Source organism: Bacillus badius NBRC 15713 (assembly GCF_001591605.1).
GTDB lineage: Bacteria > Bacillota > Bacilli > Bacillales > Domibacillaceae > Pseudobacillus > Pseudobacillus badius.
Map to the genome: position 1 here is coordinate 35,893 of NZ_BCVF01000002.1, position 13,687 is coordinate 49,579.

Consider the following 13,687-nt stretch of genomic DNA (forward strand, 5'->3'; position numbering starts at 1 on the left):
CTTAAAGGCTTCTTCATTGTATAGACGGGCTATTTCTGTGTTTGACTTCAAGCAGCCGCACCCTATTACTTATAAGCTTAAAATATGAGTCTTATTTAATAAAGGTTATTAAAGATACATTGTATGAAAAATTCAAAATAAGCTCTACAGCGAACAAAATTTTTCAATAATTTTAGCTCTCCTTTTGGTCATGTAGTATAGTAGTGTAAAAGATGACACGGATGAATGAGGGGGTGAAGACTTGAACAAAGGAATGGGCAGTTCAGTTGGCACCTTTGGAGAGCTGGCTCAGGGAGAAAGGGATGGCCAGCCGTTTTTATTTACACTGCCGGTGCCGATAAAGAGCCGGGCGGTGTTCGTTCCGGACGGTCTCCAAGGAGTGCGCAGCCATCAATCACATAAGAAAAAAGCAGTTCAGGCCGCCGAGCTTGCTTTAGAACGGCTGAGAAAAAACACAGGAGGCATGCTTTACCTCTCTTCTCAAATTCCCGTCGGCAAAGGGATGGCGAGCAGTTCGGCTGATATGACAGCTGCGGTGCGCGCTGTTGCGGCAAGCTTTGGCACCAGCTTGCCGGGGACGGATATTGCAAAGATTGCCGCTGCCATTGAGCCGACTGATGGAGTCATGTACGAAGGAATCAATGCAATCAACCAGCAAACGGGTGAGCTGCTTCATGCTTATCCGGATGTACCGGAGCTGTTTCTTCTTGGCTATGATAGCGGCGGCCGTTTAAATACGCAGCGCTATTACAGGATGAAGCGGTCTTATTCGCCTGCCGAGAAGGCCGCCATGAAGCAGCTGTTTGACGAGCTGCATCAAGGGCTGTTGTCAGGAGACCAAGCGGCCATTCTATCAGCGGCGACGAAAAGCGCCGCGTTAAATGACCGCCTGCTTTCCAAGCCTTTTTTTGACTTGTTTGCAAATCTGGCGGTAACATTCGGCTGTGGAGTGATTGCCGGTCACAGCGGAACAGTGATTGGTTTATTATTTTCAAAAAATGATCCTCGTTTTCTCGAAAAGAAAGAACAGGCTGAGCGGATCATTGAGCAAAAAACCAAGTGGCAGCCTGTTCTTTCCGCTTCTGTATCTGGTCCTTCTGTCGCTTTTGGGCCGAAAAAGGCGGGCTTGCACCAGCTATAGTTTGTCCAACTGTGTAAAATTTTTCTTGTCAAATGAATGAATAACCTGCTAATCTATTAAAAAGAGTTAGAATTTTAGAAAATTCAGGATGGCATACATACAATTGAATAAATAAGAAGAGAGTGCCCAGGAGTTATAAAACTCCGGGATAATAGGGAAATCGGTGAAAGTCCGATGCAGCCCCCGCTACTGTAAACGGTGATGAAATTGTCAACAGCCACTGGCGTGATGCCGGGAAGGGACAAGAGTAAAGCGATCCGCAAGCCAGGAGACCTGCTTTCTTCTTCGAACCATCATTCTTCGGAGGGAAGAATAGGATGAGTGCATGGAGCAAAGCCGGCATGTCCGGTTGTTTGTACGTTCCTTTAGCCGCTTCAATACGCAGCTCTTAGTCCTTAACTTCCTCCGAAGTTAAGGGCTTTTTTGTTTTTAAGGCTTTATTCACTAAAAAGGCTACTTTTAAAAGAGGAGTGAATGAAATGGCGACATGGGATTTAACGGAAATGAACCATCATGTGCTCATTTGCAACGGATCAAGCTGTATGAGAAAAGGCGGGGAAGAGGTAACCCAGGCGATCAGGAAGGAAATTAAAGAACGTGATTTAGATGTGCGGGTGCATACGACGAGAACGAGATGCAACGGCCGCTGCAAAGATGCTTGTGTGGTAATCGTTTATCCGGAAGGAACCTGGTATCACGAAGTGGACGAACAGCTTGCAGAAAAGATTGTTGCTTCTCACCTGCAGCAAGGCGAGCCGGTTGAGAACGCTGTTACGTATACATCGCATGACAACGGCATGACCCTGAAAAATGATCGCATAACCGGAGTAGCTAAAGAGAAAGAAAAGCAAAAGATCAAGTAAATGCGGGAGGGCGAACGAAGTGAAGGGAAAATTATTAGTCATCGGTTTTGGACCGGGAAGCGCGGAGCATATTACCGAGCGGGCCAAAGAGGCGCTGAAGGAAAGCGATTGCATTATTGGCTATAAAACATATGTTGATTTGATTGCTGATTTTATTAAAGGCAAAGAGATTATCAGCACGGGAATGTCAGAGGAGGTCAGCCGGGCACAGGCAGCCGTTAAACTAGCAGAGCAAGGTAAAACAGTGGCCGTGATTTCAAGCGGAGATGCCGGTGTTTACGGCATGGCGGGGCTTGTTTATGAAGTGCTTGTTGAGCAAGGCTGGAAAGAGGAAAGCGGCGTAGGCGTAGAGATTGTCCCTGGGGTGTCAGCGATCAATTCATGCGCCTCGCTTCTCGGGGCTCCTGTGATGCATGATGCTTGTACGATCAGCCTCAGCGATCACTTAACGCCGTGGGAGCTCATCGCCAAACGGATTGAGGCCGCGGGGGCTGCGGATTTTGTTATTGCACTATACAACCCAAAGAGCGGCCGGAGAACGAGGCAAATTGCGGAAGCGCAGCGAATCTTGTTAAAGCATCGCTCTCCGGATACACCGGTCGGCCTTGTTAAAAGTGCGTACAGAGAACGAGAGCAGGTTGTCATCACTGATCTTCAACGTATGCTCGATCATGACATTGGCATGCTGACGACCGTTATTATCGGCAATTCAGCCACTTTTCTCTATGACAATAAAATGATCACGCCGCGCGGCTATCAGCGTAAATATACGTTAACATCAGAAAAACAGCCATTGAAACCGCACGAGCGGCTGAAGCCTAAAAATGAGCCATGGGCGCTTCATGGGGGACAAGAAGAAAAAAGCGATCTCTATAAGCTGGGCATGAAAGCCCTTCAGCTCTTGGATGGAAAAGAAAAAGCCAGTGTCAGCAAGCCGCTGTTCCAGCGAAAAATCGAGTCCATTTTTGAAGTCGCTGTCAGTCCTGGTGTGGCGAACAAGGTATTTTCTGCTAAGCAAATGCTTGTTCTTTCAAAGGCAGCCGGAGAAAGAGGCTCAATCGAATATACGCCTCATCATCAAATTATTTTGCGGGTGCCGACAGAAGAGCCGGATCAATTGACGACCGACCTGCAAAACGCCGGTTTTCTGCTTTCACCGATTGGGGATGTAGCCACTGTGAAAGCCTGCGACTTTTGCGATGGCGAGAAGAAGGACGCTATTCCGTACGCTGAACAGCTGCACGAAAAGTTTGACGGCATGGAGATGCCGAAAGAACTAAAAATTGGAGTGAACGGCTGCGGCATGGCTTGCTACGGAGCGGTCAAAGAAGATATCGGCCTTGTTTTTCGCAAAGGAAAGTTTGACTTGTTTCTAGGAGCCAAAACAGTCGGACGGACGGCTCATGCCGGCCAGCCTGTGGCTGAAGGGATCGAACCGGAAGCGCTGGTTCCGCTTCTAGAAGAAATCATTGCTGAATATAAAGAAAAAGGCCATCCGAATGAACGATTTTTTAAATATTTCAAACGCGTCAAAAGAATTCAGAGCTTTGACTATCGCAATATGGAACCGAAAATCGATATTGAACCTGCACCGTGCGGGGATTAAAGGAGCGGACAGTAAATGAAGGCAATCTTATTTGTCGGCCATGGAAGCCGAGATCCAGAAGGAAATGAACAAATTAGGCAGTTTATCGGCCAGCTCGTTCCAGAGCTTGGAAAAGACCTCCTATATGAAACATGTTTCTTGGAATTTGAACAGCCAAATATCGCAAAGGGCATTGATAGCTGCATTGCCAAAGGGGCCACATCTGTTGCGCTCATTCCATTAATGCTGCTGCCGGCGGGCCATTCTAAAATTCACATTCCTCATGAAATAGATGAAGCCAAGGAAAAGTATCCGGCGGTTCAATTTACATATGGCAAGCCGATCGGCATCCACTACGAAGCGATTGATATTTGCAAAAGCCGTCTTTTGGAGACAGGGGAATATCAGGAAGGGACCGATGAGAAAACTGCTGTGATCCTGCTTGGCCGCGGCGGCAGTGATGCCGATGCCAACAGCGATTTGTTCAAAATCACCCGGCTTTTATGGGAAAAGCTGCGTGTTCCGATGATTGAGCCGGCATTTATCGGTGTCACGTCCCCAAGCTTGGAAGAAGCGGTGGAAAAGACGGTGCGTCTCGGAGCGGAGAAAGTCATTATTCTCCCATATTTCCTTTTTACTGGTGTCTTAATCAAGAGACTTGAGCAGATGACAGAACAGTTCAAGGCTGCTTATCCGGGAATTTCTTTTACGCTTGCGGAGTATTTTGGCTTTCATCCGAAGCTGAAGACAGTTATTAAAGACCGGGTGGAGGAAGTGCTGAAGGGGGAGGTCTATATGAATTGCGACACCTGCCAATACCGCTTTGAAGCGATGGAGCATATAGATCATCACCACCACGATCATGACCATGATCATCATCATAGCCATGAAGAGGGAAGCGAGGCGGCAACAGTCAAATGATTTTCTTTTTGGCGGGAACAAGTGATGCAAGGGAGCTGGCTGTCACTCTGCAACAGGACGGCTATTCGGTCATCGCATCGGTTGTAACCGAAAATGCGGTCAATGAATTAAAACAGGTGGGGGTTCCGGCATTTGCCGGGCGCATGGACACTGAAGCGATGCAGGCGTTTATTGGCGAAAAAGAGGCAGCGGCCGTTGTCGATGCAAGCCATCCATTTGCTGAAGAAGCGTCTAAAAACGCCATGGCGGCTGCTTCACAAGCTGGCATTCCGTATGTTCGCTTTGAAAGGAAAGAACAGGACTTCCAAGAGTCGTCCCTAATTACATATGTCTCCACATATGAAGAGGCAGCCGACAGAGCAGCAAAGACCAAAGGAACCGTCATGCTGACAACAGGAAGCAAAACATTAGCTATTTTCACTGAACGCTTGCTTCCGATCGAAGATATCCGCCTTGTGTGCCGGATGCTTCCGCGTAAAGACAACATGGAAAAGTGTGAACAGCTTGGCTTGCCGCAAAAAAACATTGTGGCCATTCAAGGGCCGTTCACGAAAAAGTTCGATCAAGCTCTTTACGAGCAATATGACGTGGCATGTATGGTCACGAAAGCAAGCGGCCAGCGGGGGTCTGTCGATCAAAAGATCGAAGCGGCGAAAGAACTCGGTATTGAAACGATCGTCATCGAACGCCCGTCCATTGACTATTCGAACCGCTGTTCAAGCTTTGAAGAAGTCCGGGACATGCTGCGTAAACTCAAGATTAAAAGGGGACATGGAGATGGATTTTAAAACAGAATTTAAACCAGAAACGGTTCAACCGATGGAGATTGAAGGACTCAGCTTTGACATTATTACAGAAGAATTTGGTCCGCACTCATTAACCGATGAACAATATAAAGTTGTGCAGCGCGTGGTTCATGCTTCGGCTGATTTTGAGCTCGGCAAAAGCATGCTGTTTCATCCACAGGCGATAGAAGCAGGCATTCAGGCAATCAGGAACGGAGAACGGATTATTTGTGATGTGCAAATGGTGCAGTCCGGTGTCAGCAAGCCAAGAATCGAAAAGTTCGGCGGCAGCACGCACGTTTATATTTCTGATGAAGATGTGATGGCGGAAGCCAAACGATTAAATACGACCAGAGCGATCATTTCCATGCGCAAAGCCACCGCTGAAGGGGAAGGCGGCATCTATGCGATCGGCAACGCGCCGACAGCCTTGCTGGAATTGATCCGCCTTGTGAAAGAGGGAGCCGCCAAGCCAAGCCTGGTGATCGGCCTGCCGGTCGGCTTTGTTTCTGCTGCTGAATCTAAAGAAGAGCTGGCCAAGCTCGATATCCCATATATCACGAATATCGGAAGAAAAGGCGGCAGCACAGTGACTGTTGCTGCTGTCAACGCGTTATCCCTGCTCGCGCAACAGCAATGACGATGAAAGCGAAAGAAAAGAAAGAGGACAAGCCGCTTAGAAAAGGCTATACGACTGGCGCCTGTGCAACAGCCGCGGTTCAGGCCGCCCTCGTTTCTTTACTGTCTGGGGAAAAGCAGGAGACCGCCACGATTTATTTGCCGGCAAAAGTGTTCGCTACTTTTCCGGTAGAGCATTGTGAAATAAAAGAGGACCGGGCTATAGCAGCGATAAAGAAAGATGCTGGCGATGATCCGGACGTCACTCACGGGGCTGTTATTTATGCAGAAGTTATCTTAAAAGAAGAGCGGGGCATTGAGTTGGACGGCGGGGAAGGTGTCGGCCGCGCAACGAAGCCCGGCCTTGCGGTTGAAGTCGGCCAGGCGGCGATCAACCCTGTGCCACGGAAAATGATCCTTTCAGAAGCGGAAAAAATATTAGCGGAGTTCCAGCGGACAGACGGCTTGAAGATTATTATTTCGGTTCCGGGCGGCGAAGAGATGGCGAAAAAAACGCTTAATGGCCGATTGGGGATTATTGGCGGCATTTCGATTCTAGGTACGCGTGGAATCGTTATGCCTTTTTCGACCGCTGCTTATAAGGCGAGCATTATTCAAGCGATACAGGTGGCGCGCGCTGGGGGCTGCGATCATGTGGCGATTACGACCGGCGGGCGCAGCGAGAAATATGCGATCCAGCAACTCCCTGAATTAAAAGAAGAAGCCTTTATTGAAATGGGGGATTTTGTCGGTTTTACATTAAAACATTGCAAGCGGCTCGGCATCAAACGGATATCGATGGTCGGCATGATGGGCAAGTTTTCCAAAGTTGCTCAAGGGGTGATGATGGTCCATTCAAAAAGCGCGCCAGTCGACTTTAATTTTCTTGCGGATACCGCATTAGAAGCCGGTGCTTCTTTAGCAGAAGCGGAAGAAGTCAGAGGGGCCAATACAGCTTCCCATGCCGGAGAACTGATGGCAGCTGCCGGCCATGATCGTTTCTTCACTATTCTTTGCGCGAGCTGCTGTGAGCATGCGCTGAAGGAAGTAGGCGGCGGGATGGAAATAGAGACAACGTTATATACATTCAAAGGCGAATGTTTAGGAAAGGCGGAGCGTCATGGGTGAAAAAATCAAAATTATCGGCATAGGAGACGGCGGTCCCAACGGCTTGCCGGCTCTTTATGAACAGTGGGTGCATGAAGCTGACCTGTTAGTCGGAGGCGAGCGGCAGCTGGGGTTTTTTCCGGATTACAAGGGAGACACCTTCACGATTAAAGGAAACTTGCGGGAACTAAAAGAAAAGCTGTGCCAGCCGCAGCAAAAAACGGTTGTGCTTGCGTCGGGAGATCCGCTGTTCTTTGGGATCGGCAGTTATTTAGCCAAGCATGCCGAAGTAGAAATTTATCCGCAGCCAAGTTCTGTGCAGCTCGCTTTTGCCCGCATGGGAGAAAGCTGGAACGATGCGGCTGTCATTAGCTTGCATGGCCGCAGGATGACCGGGCTTGCGCAGCGGATCGACGGAAAAGCCAAGGTGGCCCTATTAACGGATGAAAGCAACTCCCCCCAAGCGATTGCCAGGTATTTAGCTTCTTACGGAATAAATGAATACGAGGCGTTCGTCGCCGAAAACTTAGGCGGCGAACATGAGCGCTGCCGATGGCTGGCTTTAGAGGACATGGAAACAGCTGAATTTTCGCCGTTAAATGTCGTGATTTTAAAGCGAAAAGAAAAGCGGAAAGTGTGGCCGTTAGGCATTCCTGATGAGGAATTTGTCCAAAGAAAGCCGGATAAGGGGCTGCTGACGAAGAAGGAAATCCGCGTTCTGACTATTGGCCAGCTGGCTCTTCAGAAGGACAGCATCGTCTGGGATATTGGCACGTGCACCGGCTCCGTTGCTATCGAAGCGGCCAGAGTCGCTTCAGAAGGTGCGGTTTACGCCATTGAAAAAAATGAGGCTGACTGGGCAAATGCACAGGAAAATTTCAAGAAATTCCGCACAGACGTGACAGCGGTGCTCGGCAAAGCGCCGGAGGGACTTGAAAGTTTTCCTGATCCAGACGCGGTGTTTATCGGCGGAACCGCCGGAAATATGGAGGGCATTTTTGATGAGTGCTGCGGCCGTTTAAAGGATGGCGGCACCATTGTGATGAATGTCGTCACGCTCGAAAATCTGTCAGAAGCGCAGCAGGCTTTTAAAAAGCGCGGATTCCAGGTGGATATTCTACTGGCGCAAATGGCAAGAAGCAAGCCGATTTTACATTTAACGAGAATGGAAGGGTTAAACCCTGTTTATATCATTACCGCCAAGAGGCTGAAGGAGGAGCAAGCATGACAGGTACGTTATATGGGGTAGGCGCAGGACCCGGAGACCCGGAACTGATCACAGTAAAGGCTTTTCGGGCGTTGCAGGAGTCCCCTGTAGTTGCTTATCCGAAAAAGAGAAAAGGCAGCAAAAGCTATGCAAGAAAAATTATTGATGCTTATGTTGATCCCGCTGAAAAAGAAATGCTGGGACTTGTTTTTCCAATGACAAAAGATCCGGCGATTCTCGAACGAGAATGGAACGCGACAGCCGAAGCGGTCTGGGAAAAATTGAGTGAAGGAAAAGACGTTGCTTTTATCACTGAAGGGGACCCTCTTCTTTACAGCACATTTATCCACATGATGAAAGTTATGAAAGAGCGCTACGGTGACATCCGCATGAAAGTGATTCCTGGTATTTCATCTATCAATGGAGCAGCTGCACGCTTGTCGCTGCCGCTGGCTGACGGGGATGATCTGGTTGCGATTGTGCCGGCGAAGGACGACTATGAAGCAATGAAAAGGGCGATTGAAGAGCACGATTGCGTCGTCTTTATTAAAGTAGCTAAAGTAATAGATTTAATGCTGCGCATTTTAAAAGAGCTGAATTTGACTGATAAGGCAAAAGTGGTTTCCAAGGTAACATCGGAAGAGGAAATCGTTTGGAGCATAGAGGAACTGGAAGGCGCAGAACCGGAATATTTAACGTTAATGGTGGTGAGAAAATGAAGCTGTTTATCGTTGGGGCCGGTCCAGGAGCGGCTGATTTAATCACAGTCCGGGGACTTCGTCTTATTAAGGAAGCAGATGTGATTTTGTATGCGGACTCCCTCGTTAACGAGGACGTGTTTCGGGAAGCAAAGCCGGAAGCGGAGATTTTAAAAACAGCTGGCATGCATTTGGAGGAAATGGCAGATGTCATGATCAGCCATTTAAAAGCAGGCAAGAAAGTTGTTCGGCTGCATACGGGCGATCCGGCTGTTTACGGGGCGATCATGGAGCAAATAGCGCTGCTGAAAGAAAAAGGGGCAGAGATTGAAATTGTGCCCGGAGTGAGCTCTGTATTCGCGGCTGCTGCCAGTGCAGGAGCAGAATTAACAATTCCAGACCTGACACAAACCGTAATTTTAACAAGAGCAGAAGGGCGCACCCCGGTTCCTGAACGGGAAAAGCTGGCTGATTTGGCAAAGCATCACTGTACGATTGCTTTTTTCCTCAGTGCCACTCTGACCAAGAAGGTGATGAAAGAGCTGATGGACGCCGGCTGGTCGCCGGAGACACCAGTGGCGGTTGTTTATAAAGCTACTTGGCCGGATGAGAAAATTGTACGCACCACGGTTGCTAACCTGGATGAAGATATGAGAAAGAACGGCATCCGCAAACAAGCGATGATATTAGCCGGCTGGGCACTTGATCCGGCCATTCACGAAAAGGATTTTCGTTCTAAGCTGTATGACAAAGCGTTCACGCACGGCTACCGCCGGGGGGTGAAATCGTGACCGTCCAAACAGAAACGACCCGGCTGCCGGCAGCAATTGCCGCAGGCGACTATGCAATTGTGTCGATCACCAAGCATGGCACACAGTTAGCCAGAAACATTCATGCCGTCTTTCCCGGCAGCGATCTGTATTATATGAAAAAGTTTGAGCAGGGCGATGAAAGCGGACGCGGAATTACCTTGTTTGAAGGTTCTGTCCGTCTGCTGTTGCCCGAGCTGTTTGCTAAATATAAGGGGCTCATCTTGATTATTTCGCTCGGAGCTGTTGTCCGGATGATCGCTCCGATTTTAAAAGATAAAAAGACGGACCCTGGAGTCGTTGTAGTCGATGATAAGGGAGAGCATGTCATTAGTGTGCTTTCCGGCCACATCGGCGGCGCCAATGAGCTGGCTCGGGAAGTCGCCGCTCTAATCGGGGCATATCCGGTGGTGACCACCGCATCCGATGTCCAAAAGACGATTCCTGTGGATCTATTCGGCCGCCGCTTCGGCTGGGTGTGGGAGTCGGACGAGAAGTTAACCCCGGTGAGTGCGGCTGTCGTCAACGAAGAAAAGGTAGCTGTTATACAAGAATCCGGAGAGACAAACTGGTGGATGTACGATACTCCGATGCCGGAGAATATCCACCTGTTTTCAACAATAAAGGAAGCTCTGGCTGCTGAACCAGCGGCCGCTCTTGTTGTTACTCATCGAGAGCTTGAAAAAGCGGAAGAGGCTATCCTGGCGAATGGTGTGCTATTCCGTCCCAAAGTGATCGTGCTTGGTATGGGCTGCAACCGCGGCACGTCAGCGGAGGAGATTGAGCAAGTGATTGCAGAGACATTGAACGAGTTAAAGATAAGCATGAAAAGTGTCAAGGCGATCGCAACGATTGACTTGAAAAAAGATGAAGAGGGACTGCTTGAAACCGCACAAAAATACCGCTGGGATTTTGTTTATTACGGGCCGGATGAGCTGAACCAAAAAGAAATCACCCAGCCTTCAGAAACAGTGTATAAATTCACCGGCGCTTACGGGGTGAGCGAGCCGGCTGCTATGCTCTGCAGCGGGAGTAATGAGTTGTTGCTGGCGAAGAAAAAATCGGGAAATGTCACCATCTCAGTTGGATTGATTTCCTATTCATAAGGAGGAAGAAGGATGGGACAAAGACGAATCATGATTGCCGGGACAAGCAGCGGTGCAGGAAAAACGACCGTGACGCTGGGCTTGATGGCCGCTTTTCATGCGCGGGGACGCATCGTGCAAGGGTTTAAGTGCGGGCCCGACTATATCGATCCTGCTTACCATACAGCTGTGACTGGCAGGACGTCCCGAAACCTTGACAGTTGGATGCTGGATAGGCAAACAGTAAAAGAAGTTTATGTGAGAGGGGCAGCGGGGGCAGAAATTTCTATCATGGAAGGGGTTATGGGCTATTTCGACGGCCGCGACCCGCTCACCGATGAAGGAAGCTCGGCTGATATTAGCCGTCTGCTTGATTGTCCTGTCTTGCTGGTTGTCAACTGTGCCAGTATGGCACGCAGTGCAGCGGCCATCGTCAAGGGATTTCAACTGATGGATGCGGGAAGCAAGATAGCCGGTGTAATTGCTAACCGGGTCGGAAGCGAGAGCCACTATCAGCTCGTGAAGGCGGCTATTGAGCAAGAATGCGGGCTCCCGGTGGTCGGTTACTTAAAGAAAAACATGGAGGCAGCGATTCCGGAGCGCCATCTTGGCCTCCTGCCGTCTGTCGAACGGGGAGAATTGGACCCGCTTTTTCAGACGCTTGGCGAGCTCGTTTCCGCTGCGTTTGATCTGGACGAAATTTGGAAAATAGCAGAAGCACCCGCTATAGAAGAGGCCGCTTCCTCGTTGTTCGCAAAGAAAAAACCGGCAACTGTGAAAATAGCTGTTGCCCGGGATGCAGCATTTAATTTTTATTACAAAGAAAACCTCGAACTGCTGGAGGCAACCGGCGCTGAGCTTTCCTTTTTCTCGCCGCTTGCTGATGAACCGGTTCCACAGGACGCCGCGGGCTTGTATATCGGCGGCGGCTTTCCGGAAGAGTTTGCTGCCCGCCTGACTGAGAATGAACAAGCAAGAAATTCTATTCGGCTGGCTGCTGAAAGCGGGATGCCGGTGCTTGCCGAGTGCGGAGGCTTCATGTATTTAACACAATCGATTGAAGATACGGCCGGTCGCGTGTATCCGATGGCTGGAGTGATCCCGGGGAGGACAAAGATGCAGAAGCGGCTGGCGGCGCTTGGCTATCGGGAATTGACAGGTCTGCGGCCCAATTTTCTTTTGCCGGCTGGTGAAAAGGCGCGCGGCCATGAATTTCATTATTCAACGTTTTTATCTGACAATCCGCCACCGGCAATCTGGCAAGCTTCAGGAAGAAAGGGAACAAAAGAAGAAGGCTGCCTGCTTCATCATGTAGCCGCCAGCTATATTCACTTTCATTTTGCCTCTTCACCAGAAATGGCTGCCCGGTTTGTTGCAGCGTGTGAAAAGTATAAAGAGAACCTGCAGGTAATGGGGAGGGAAGACTATGCTTTATCCGGTGATGCTTAACATTGCCGGCCAAAAAGCAGTCGTGGTCGGCGGCGGGGCTGTAGCCGTCCGCAAAGCCCGTTCTTTAATCGACGCAGGGGCGGTTGTGAAAGTAATCAGCCCAGAAGTATCAGAAGCAATGAACGAACTGCTCAGCGGCAGCACGATCAGCTGGCAAAAGAAAGAATTTGCCCCCGCTGACATAAAAGATGCTTTTCTTGTTATTGCTGCTACCAACAGCCGGGAAACAAATGAGCTGGTTCAGCAAAGCGCTTCTCCTTGCCAGCTCATCAATTTGACCGATGATCCGCAAGGGAGCCGTTTTATTGTTCCTGCTTCTTTTCAGCGAGATAAGCTGTGTATAGCAGTGAGCACGCATGGGGCAAGCCCGGCGTTAAGCAAGCGGATCATCCGGGAGCTCAAGGAGCAATTCAATGATGCCGATGTTGCGTATATAGCGTTTTTAGAAAAGTGCCGGACGGTGATTAAGCAATCGCTGCCCGCTTCAGAAATGAGACAAGTGCTGTTAAAGCAACTGGCCAGTCCCGGATTTGAAAAACAAGTGAAGGCAGCCTCTTCTATTGAAAGAGAGCAGCTGCTTACGGAGATGTTAACCGATTGGAGGGAGAAGCAATGAACATAGGAAAAGTGTTTTTAGTCGGTGCGGGGCCGGGCGATCCGAAATTGATAACAGTCAAAGGCATGGAATGTCTTCAGGCAGCCGATGTGATCGCGTATGACCGGCTTGTCAATAAAGAATTGCTCACTTATGCGAAAAAAGGCGCTGAGTTGATTTTCTGCGGCAAGCTGCCAGGCAAACATGCCCTGATTCAGGAGCAGATTAACCAGCTTCTCGTGGAAAAAGCGGAGCAGGGCTTGACTGTTGTCCGTTTAAAAGGCGGCGATCCATGCGTATTTGGCCGGGTGGGAGAAGAAGCGGAGGAACTGGCCGTACGCGGGATTCCGTTTGAAATGATTCCCGGAATCACCGCAGGGATTGCTGCCCCCGCCTATGCTGGCATCCCAGTGACCCATCGTGACCATGCTTCCAGCTTTGCTATTGTCACGGCACATGGACGGGAGGAGAAGGGAAAAGATCATCTTAACTGGCCTGCTCTTGCTCAGGGGATTGATACGATCGCTTTTTACATGGGGGTTGGGAATTTGCCGCATATTTGTACTCAGTTGATCCGTTACGGCAAAAAGCCCTCCACACCAGCTGCTCTGATTGAATGGGGAACGACCGATCAGCAGCGGACAGTGACTGGAGAGCTGGCGACGATAGAACAAATAGCGAAAGATCATCAAATAAAGAATCCGGCTATTGTCCTTATTGGCGAGGTCGTTCAACTTCGGGAAAAAATTAAATGGTTTGAGGCTGAAAAGCGGAAGCAGCCGATGAGCTTATAAGTTTGAAAACTTTTAGTTGGAAGGTGACTA

The 13,687-nt window shown here is 49.4% G+C and carries 14 protein-coding genes and 1 riboswitch; all 14 genes read left to right on the forward strand.

Annotation, left to right across the window (positions count from 1 at the left end; all coding sequences use genetic code 11):
* Positions 1–241 precede the first annotated feature (241 nt).
* The 14 genes from BBA02S_RS01365 to cobA all read left to right on the forward strand — a co-directional run bounded on the left by BBA02S_RS01365 (position 242) and on the right by cobA (position 13,657).
* Positions 242–1,141, forward strand: coding sequence for a GHMP family kinase ATP-binding protein (locus tag BBA02S_RS01365; RefSeq protein ID WP_052477291.1), 900 nt, complete (start codon positions 242–244; stop codon positions 1,139–1,141).
* 103 nt (positions 1,142–1,244) lie between these two features.
* Positions 1,245–1,436: riboswitch (cobalamin riboswitch) on the forward strand.
* 184 nt (positions 1,437–1,620) lie between these two features.
* On the forward strand, positions 1,621–2,004 hold the full coding sequence (locus BBA02S_RS01370) for a (2Fe-2S) ferredoxin domain-containing protein (RefSeq protein ID WP_041096183.1): 384 nt from the start codon (positions 1,621–1,623) through the stop codon (positions 2,002–2,004).
* A 19-nt stretch (positions 2,005–2,023) separates the two neighbouring features.
* Positions 2,024–3,610 (forward strand): precorrin-3B C(17)-methyltransferase, encoded by a 1,587-nt coding sequence (gene cobJ, locus BBA02S_RS01375; protein ID WP_041113642.1) that lies wholly within the window; start codon positions 2,024–2,026, stop codon positions 3,608–3,610.
* A 15-nt stretch (positions 3,611–3,625) separates the two neighbouring features.
* Positions 3,626–4,510, forward strand: a complete 885-nt coding sequence (locus tag BBA02S_RS01380) for a sirohydrochlorin chelatase (RefSeq protein ID WP_041113641.1) — start codon at positions 3,626–3,628, stop codon at positions 4,508–4,510.
* The gene (cobK, locus tag BBA02S_RS01385) at positions 4,507–5,298 is read left to right on the forward strand and encodes a precorrin-6A reductase (protein ID WP_041113640.1); all 792 of its coding nucleotides are present in this window, start codon (positions 4,507–4,509) and stop codon (positions 5,296–5,298) included. Before BBA02S_RS01380 ends, cobK begins: the two co-directional genes overlap by 4 nt.
* A complete protein-coding gene (locus tag BBA02S_RS01390) occupies positions 5,288–5,935 on the forward strand; it encodes a precorrin-8X methylmutase (RefSeq protein ID WP_041096176.1) in 648 nt (215 codons plus the stop codon). The genes cobK and BBA02S_RS01390 overlap by 11 nt, the downstream gene beginning before the upstream one ends.
* Positions 5,936–5,937: 2 nt before the next feature.
* Positions 5,938–7,041 carry a cobalt-precorrin-5B (C(1))-methyltransferase gene (locus BBA02S_RS01395; protein ID WP_041096174.1) on the forward strand — a complete coding sequence of 368 codons (1,104 nt, stop codon included), beginning with the start codon at positions 5,938–5,940 and terminating at the stop codon, positions 7,039–7,041.
* Entirely contained in the window at positions 7,034–8,248 is a 1,215-nt protein-coding gene (locus BBA02S_RS01400; RefSeq protein ID WP_041096171.1) for a bifunctional cobalt-precorrin-7 (C(5))-methyltransferase/cobalt-precorrin-6B (C(15))-methyltransferase, read from the forward strand. The genes BBA02S_RS01395 and BBA02S_RS01400 overlap by 8 nt, the downstream gene beginning before the upstream one ends.
* Complete coding sequence (gene cobI / locus BBA02S_RS01405) at positions 8,245–8,946, forward strand: precorrin-2 C(20)-methyltransferase (protein ID WP_041096169.1); 702 nt, start codon at positions 8,245–8,247, stop codon at positions 8,944–8,946. The genes BBA02S_RS01400 and cobI overlap by 4 nt, the downstream gene beginning before the upstream one ends.
* Complete coding sequence (gene cobM, locus BBA02S_RS01410) at positions 8,943–9,716, forward strand: precorrin-4 C(11)-methyltransferase (protein ID WP_041096166.1); 774 nt, start codon at positions 8,943–8,945, stop codon at positions 9,714–9,716. The genes cobI and cobM overlap by 4 nt, the downstream gene beginning before the upstream one ends.
* Positions 9,713–10,840 carry a cobalt-precorrin 5A hydrolase gene (locus BBA02S_RS01415; protein WP_052475071.1) on the forward strand — a complete coding sequence of 376 codons (1,128 nt, stop codon included), beginning with the start codon at positions 9,713–9,715 and terminating at the stop codon, positions 10,838–10,840. The genes cobM and BBA02S_RS01415 overlap by 4 nt, the downstream gene beginning before the upstream one ends.
* Positions 10,841–10,852: 12 nt before the next feature.
* Positions 10,853–12,268, forward strand: a complete 1,416-nt coding sequence (locus BBA02S_RS01420; RefSeq protein WP_052477290.1) for a cobyrinic acid a,c-diamide synthase CobB — start codon at positions 10,853–10,855, stop codon at positions 12,266–12,268.
* Positions 12,246–12,884, forward strand: a complete 639-nt coding sequence (locus BBA02S_RS01425) for a precorrin-2 dehydrogenase/sirohydrochlorin ferrochelatase family protein (RefSeq protein ID WP_041096164.1) — start codon at positions 12,246–12,248, stop codon at positions 12,882–12,884. Before BBA02S_RS01420 ends, BBA02S_RS01425 begins: the two co-directional genes overlap by 23 nt.
* On the forward strand, positions 12,881–13,657 hold the full coding sequence (gene cobA, locus BBA02S_RS01430) for a uroporphyrinogen-III C-methyltransferase (protein ID WP_041096162.1): 777 nt from the start codon (positions 12,881–12,883) through the stop codon (positions 13,655–13,657). The genes BBA02S_RS01425 and cobA overlap by 4 nt, the downstream gene beginning before the upstream one ends.
* Positions 13,658–13,687 lie beyond the last annotated feature (30 nt).

Coding starts and splice junctions, on each gene's coding strand:
- BBA02S_RS01370 (WP_041096183.1), top strand. CDS start 1,621: ATGGCGACATGGGATTTAACGGAAATGAACCATCATGTGCTCATTTGC.
- BBA02S_RS01380 (WP_041113641.1), top strand. CDS start 3,626: ATGAAGGCAATCTTATTTGTCGGCCATGGAAGCCGAGATCCAGAAGGA.
- cobK (WP_041113640.1), top strand. CDS start 4,507: ATGATTTTCTTTTTGGCGGGAACAAGTGATGCAAGGGAGCTGGCTGTC.
- BBA02S_RS01390 (WP_041096176.1), top strand. CDS start 5,288: ATGGATTTTAAAACAGAATTTAAACCAGAAACGGTTCAACCGATGGAG.
- BBA02S_RS01395 (WP_041096174.1), top strand. CDS start 5,938: ATGAAAGCGAAAGAAAAGAAAGAGGACAAGCCGCTTAGAAAAGGCTAT.
- BBA02S_RS01400 (WP_041096171.1), top strand. CDS start 7,034: ATGGGTGAAAAAATCAAAATTATCGGCATAGGAGACGGCGGTCCCAAC.
- cobI (WP_041096169.1), top strand. CDS start 8,245: ATGACAGGTACGTTATATGGGGTAGGCGCAGGACCCGGAGACCCGGAA.
- cobM (WP_041096166.1), top strand. CDS start 8,943: ATGAAGCTGTTTATCGTTGGGGCCGGTCCAGGAGCGGCTGATTTAATC.
- BBA02S_RS01420 (WP_052477290.1), top strand. CDS start 10,853: ATGGGACAAAGACGAATCATGATTGCCGGGACAAGCAGCGGTGCAGGA.
- BBA02S_RS01425 (WP_041096164.1), top strand. CDS start 12,246: ATGCTTTATCCGGTGATGCTTAACATTGCCGGCCAAAAAGCAGTCGTG.
- cobA (WP_041096162.1), top strand. CDS start 12,881: ATGAACATAGGAAAAGTGTTTTTAGTCGGTGCGGGGCCGGGCGATCCG.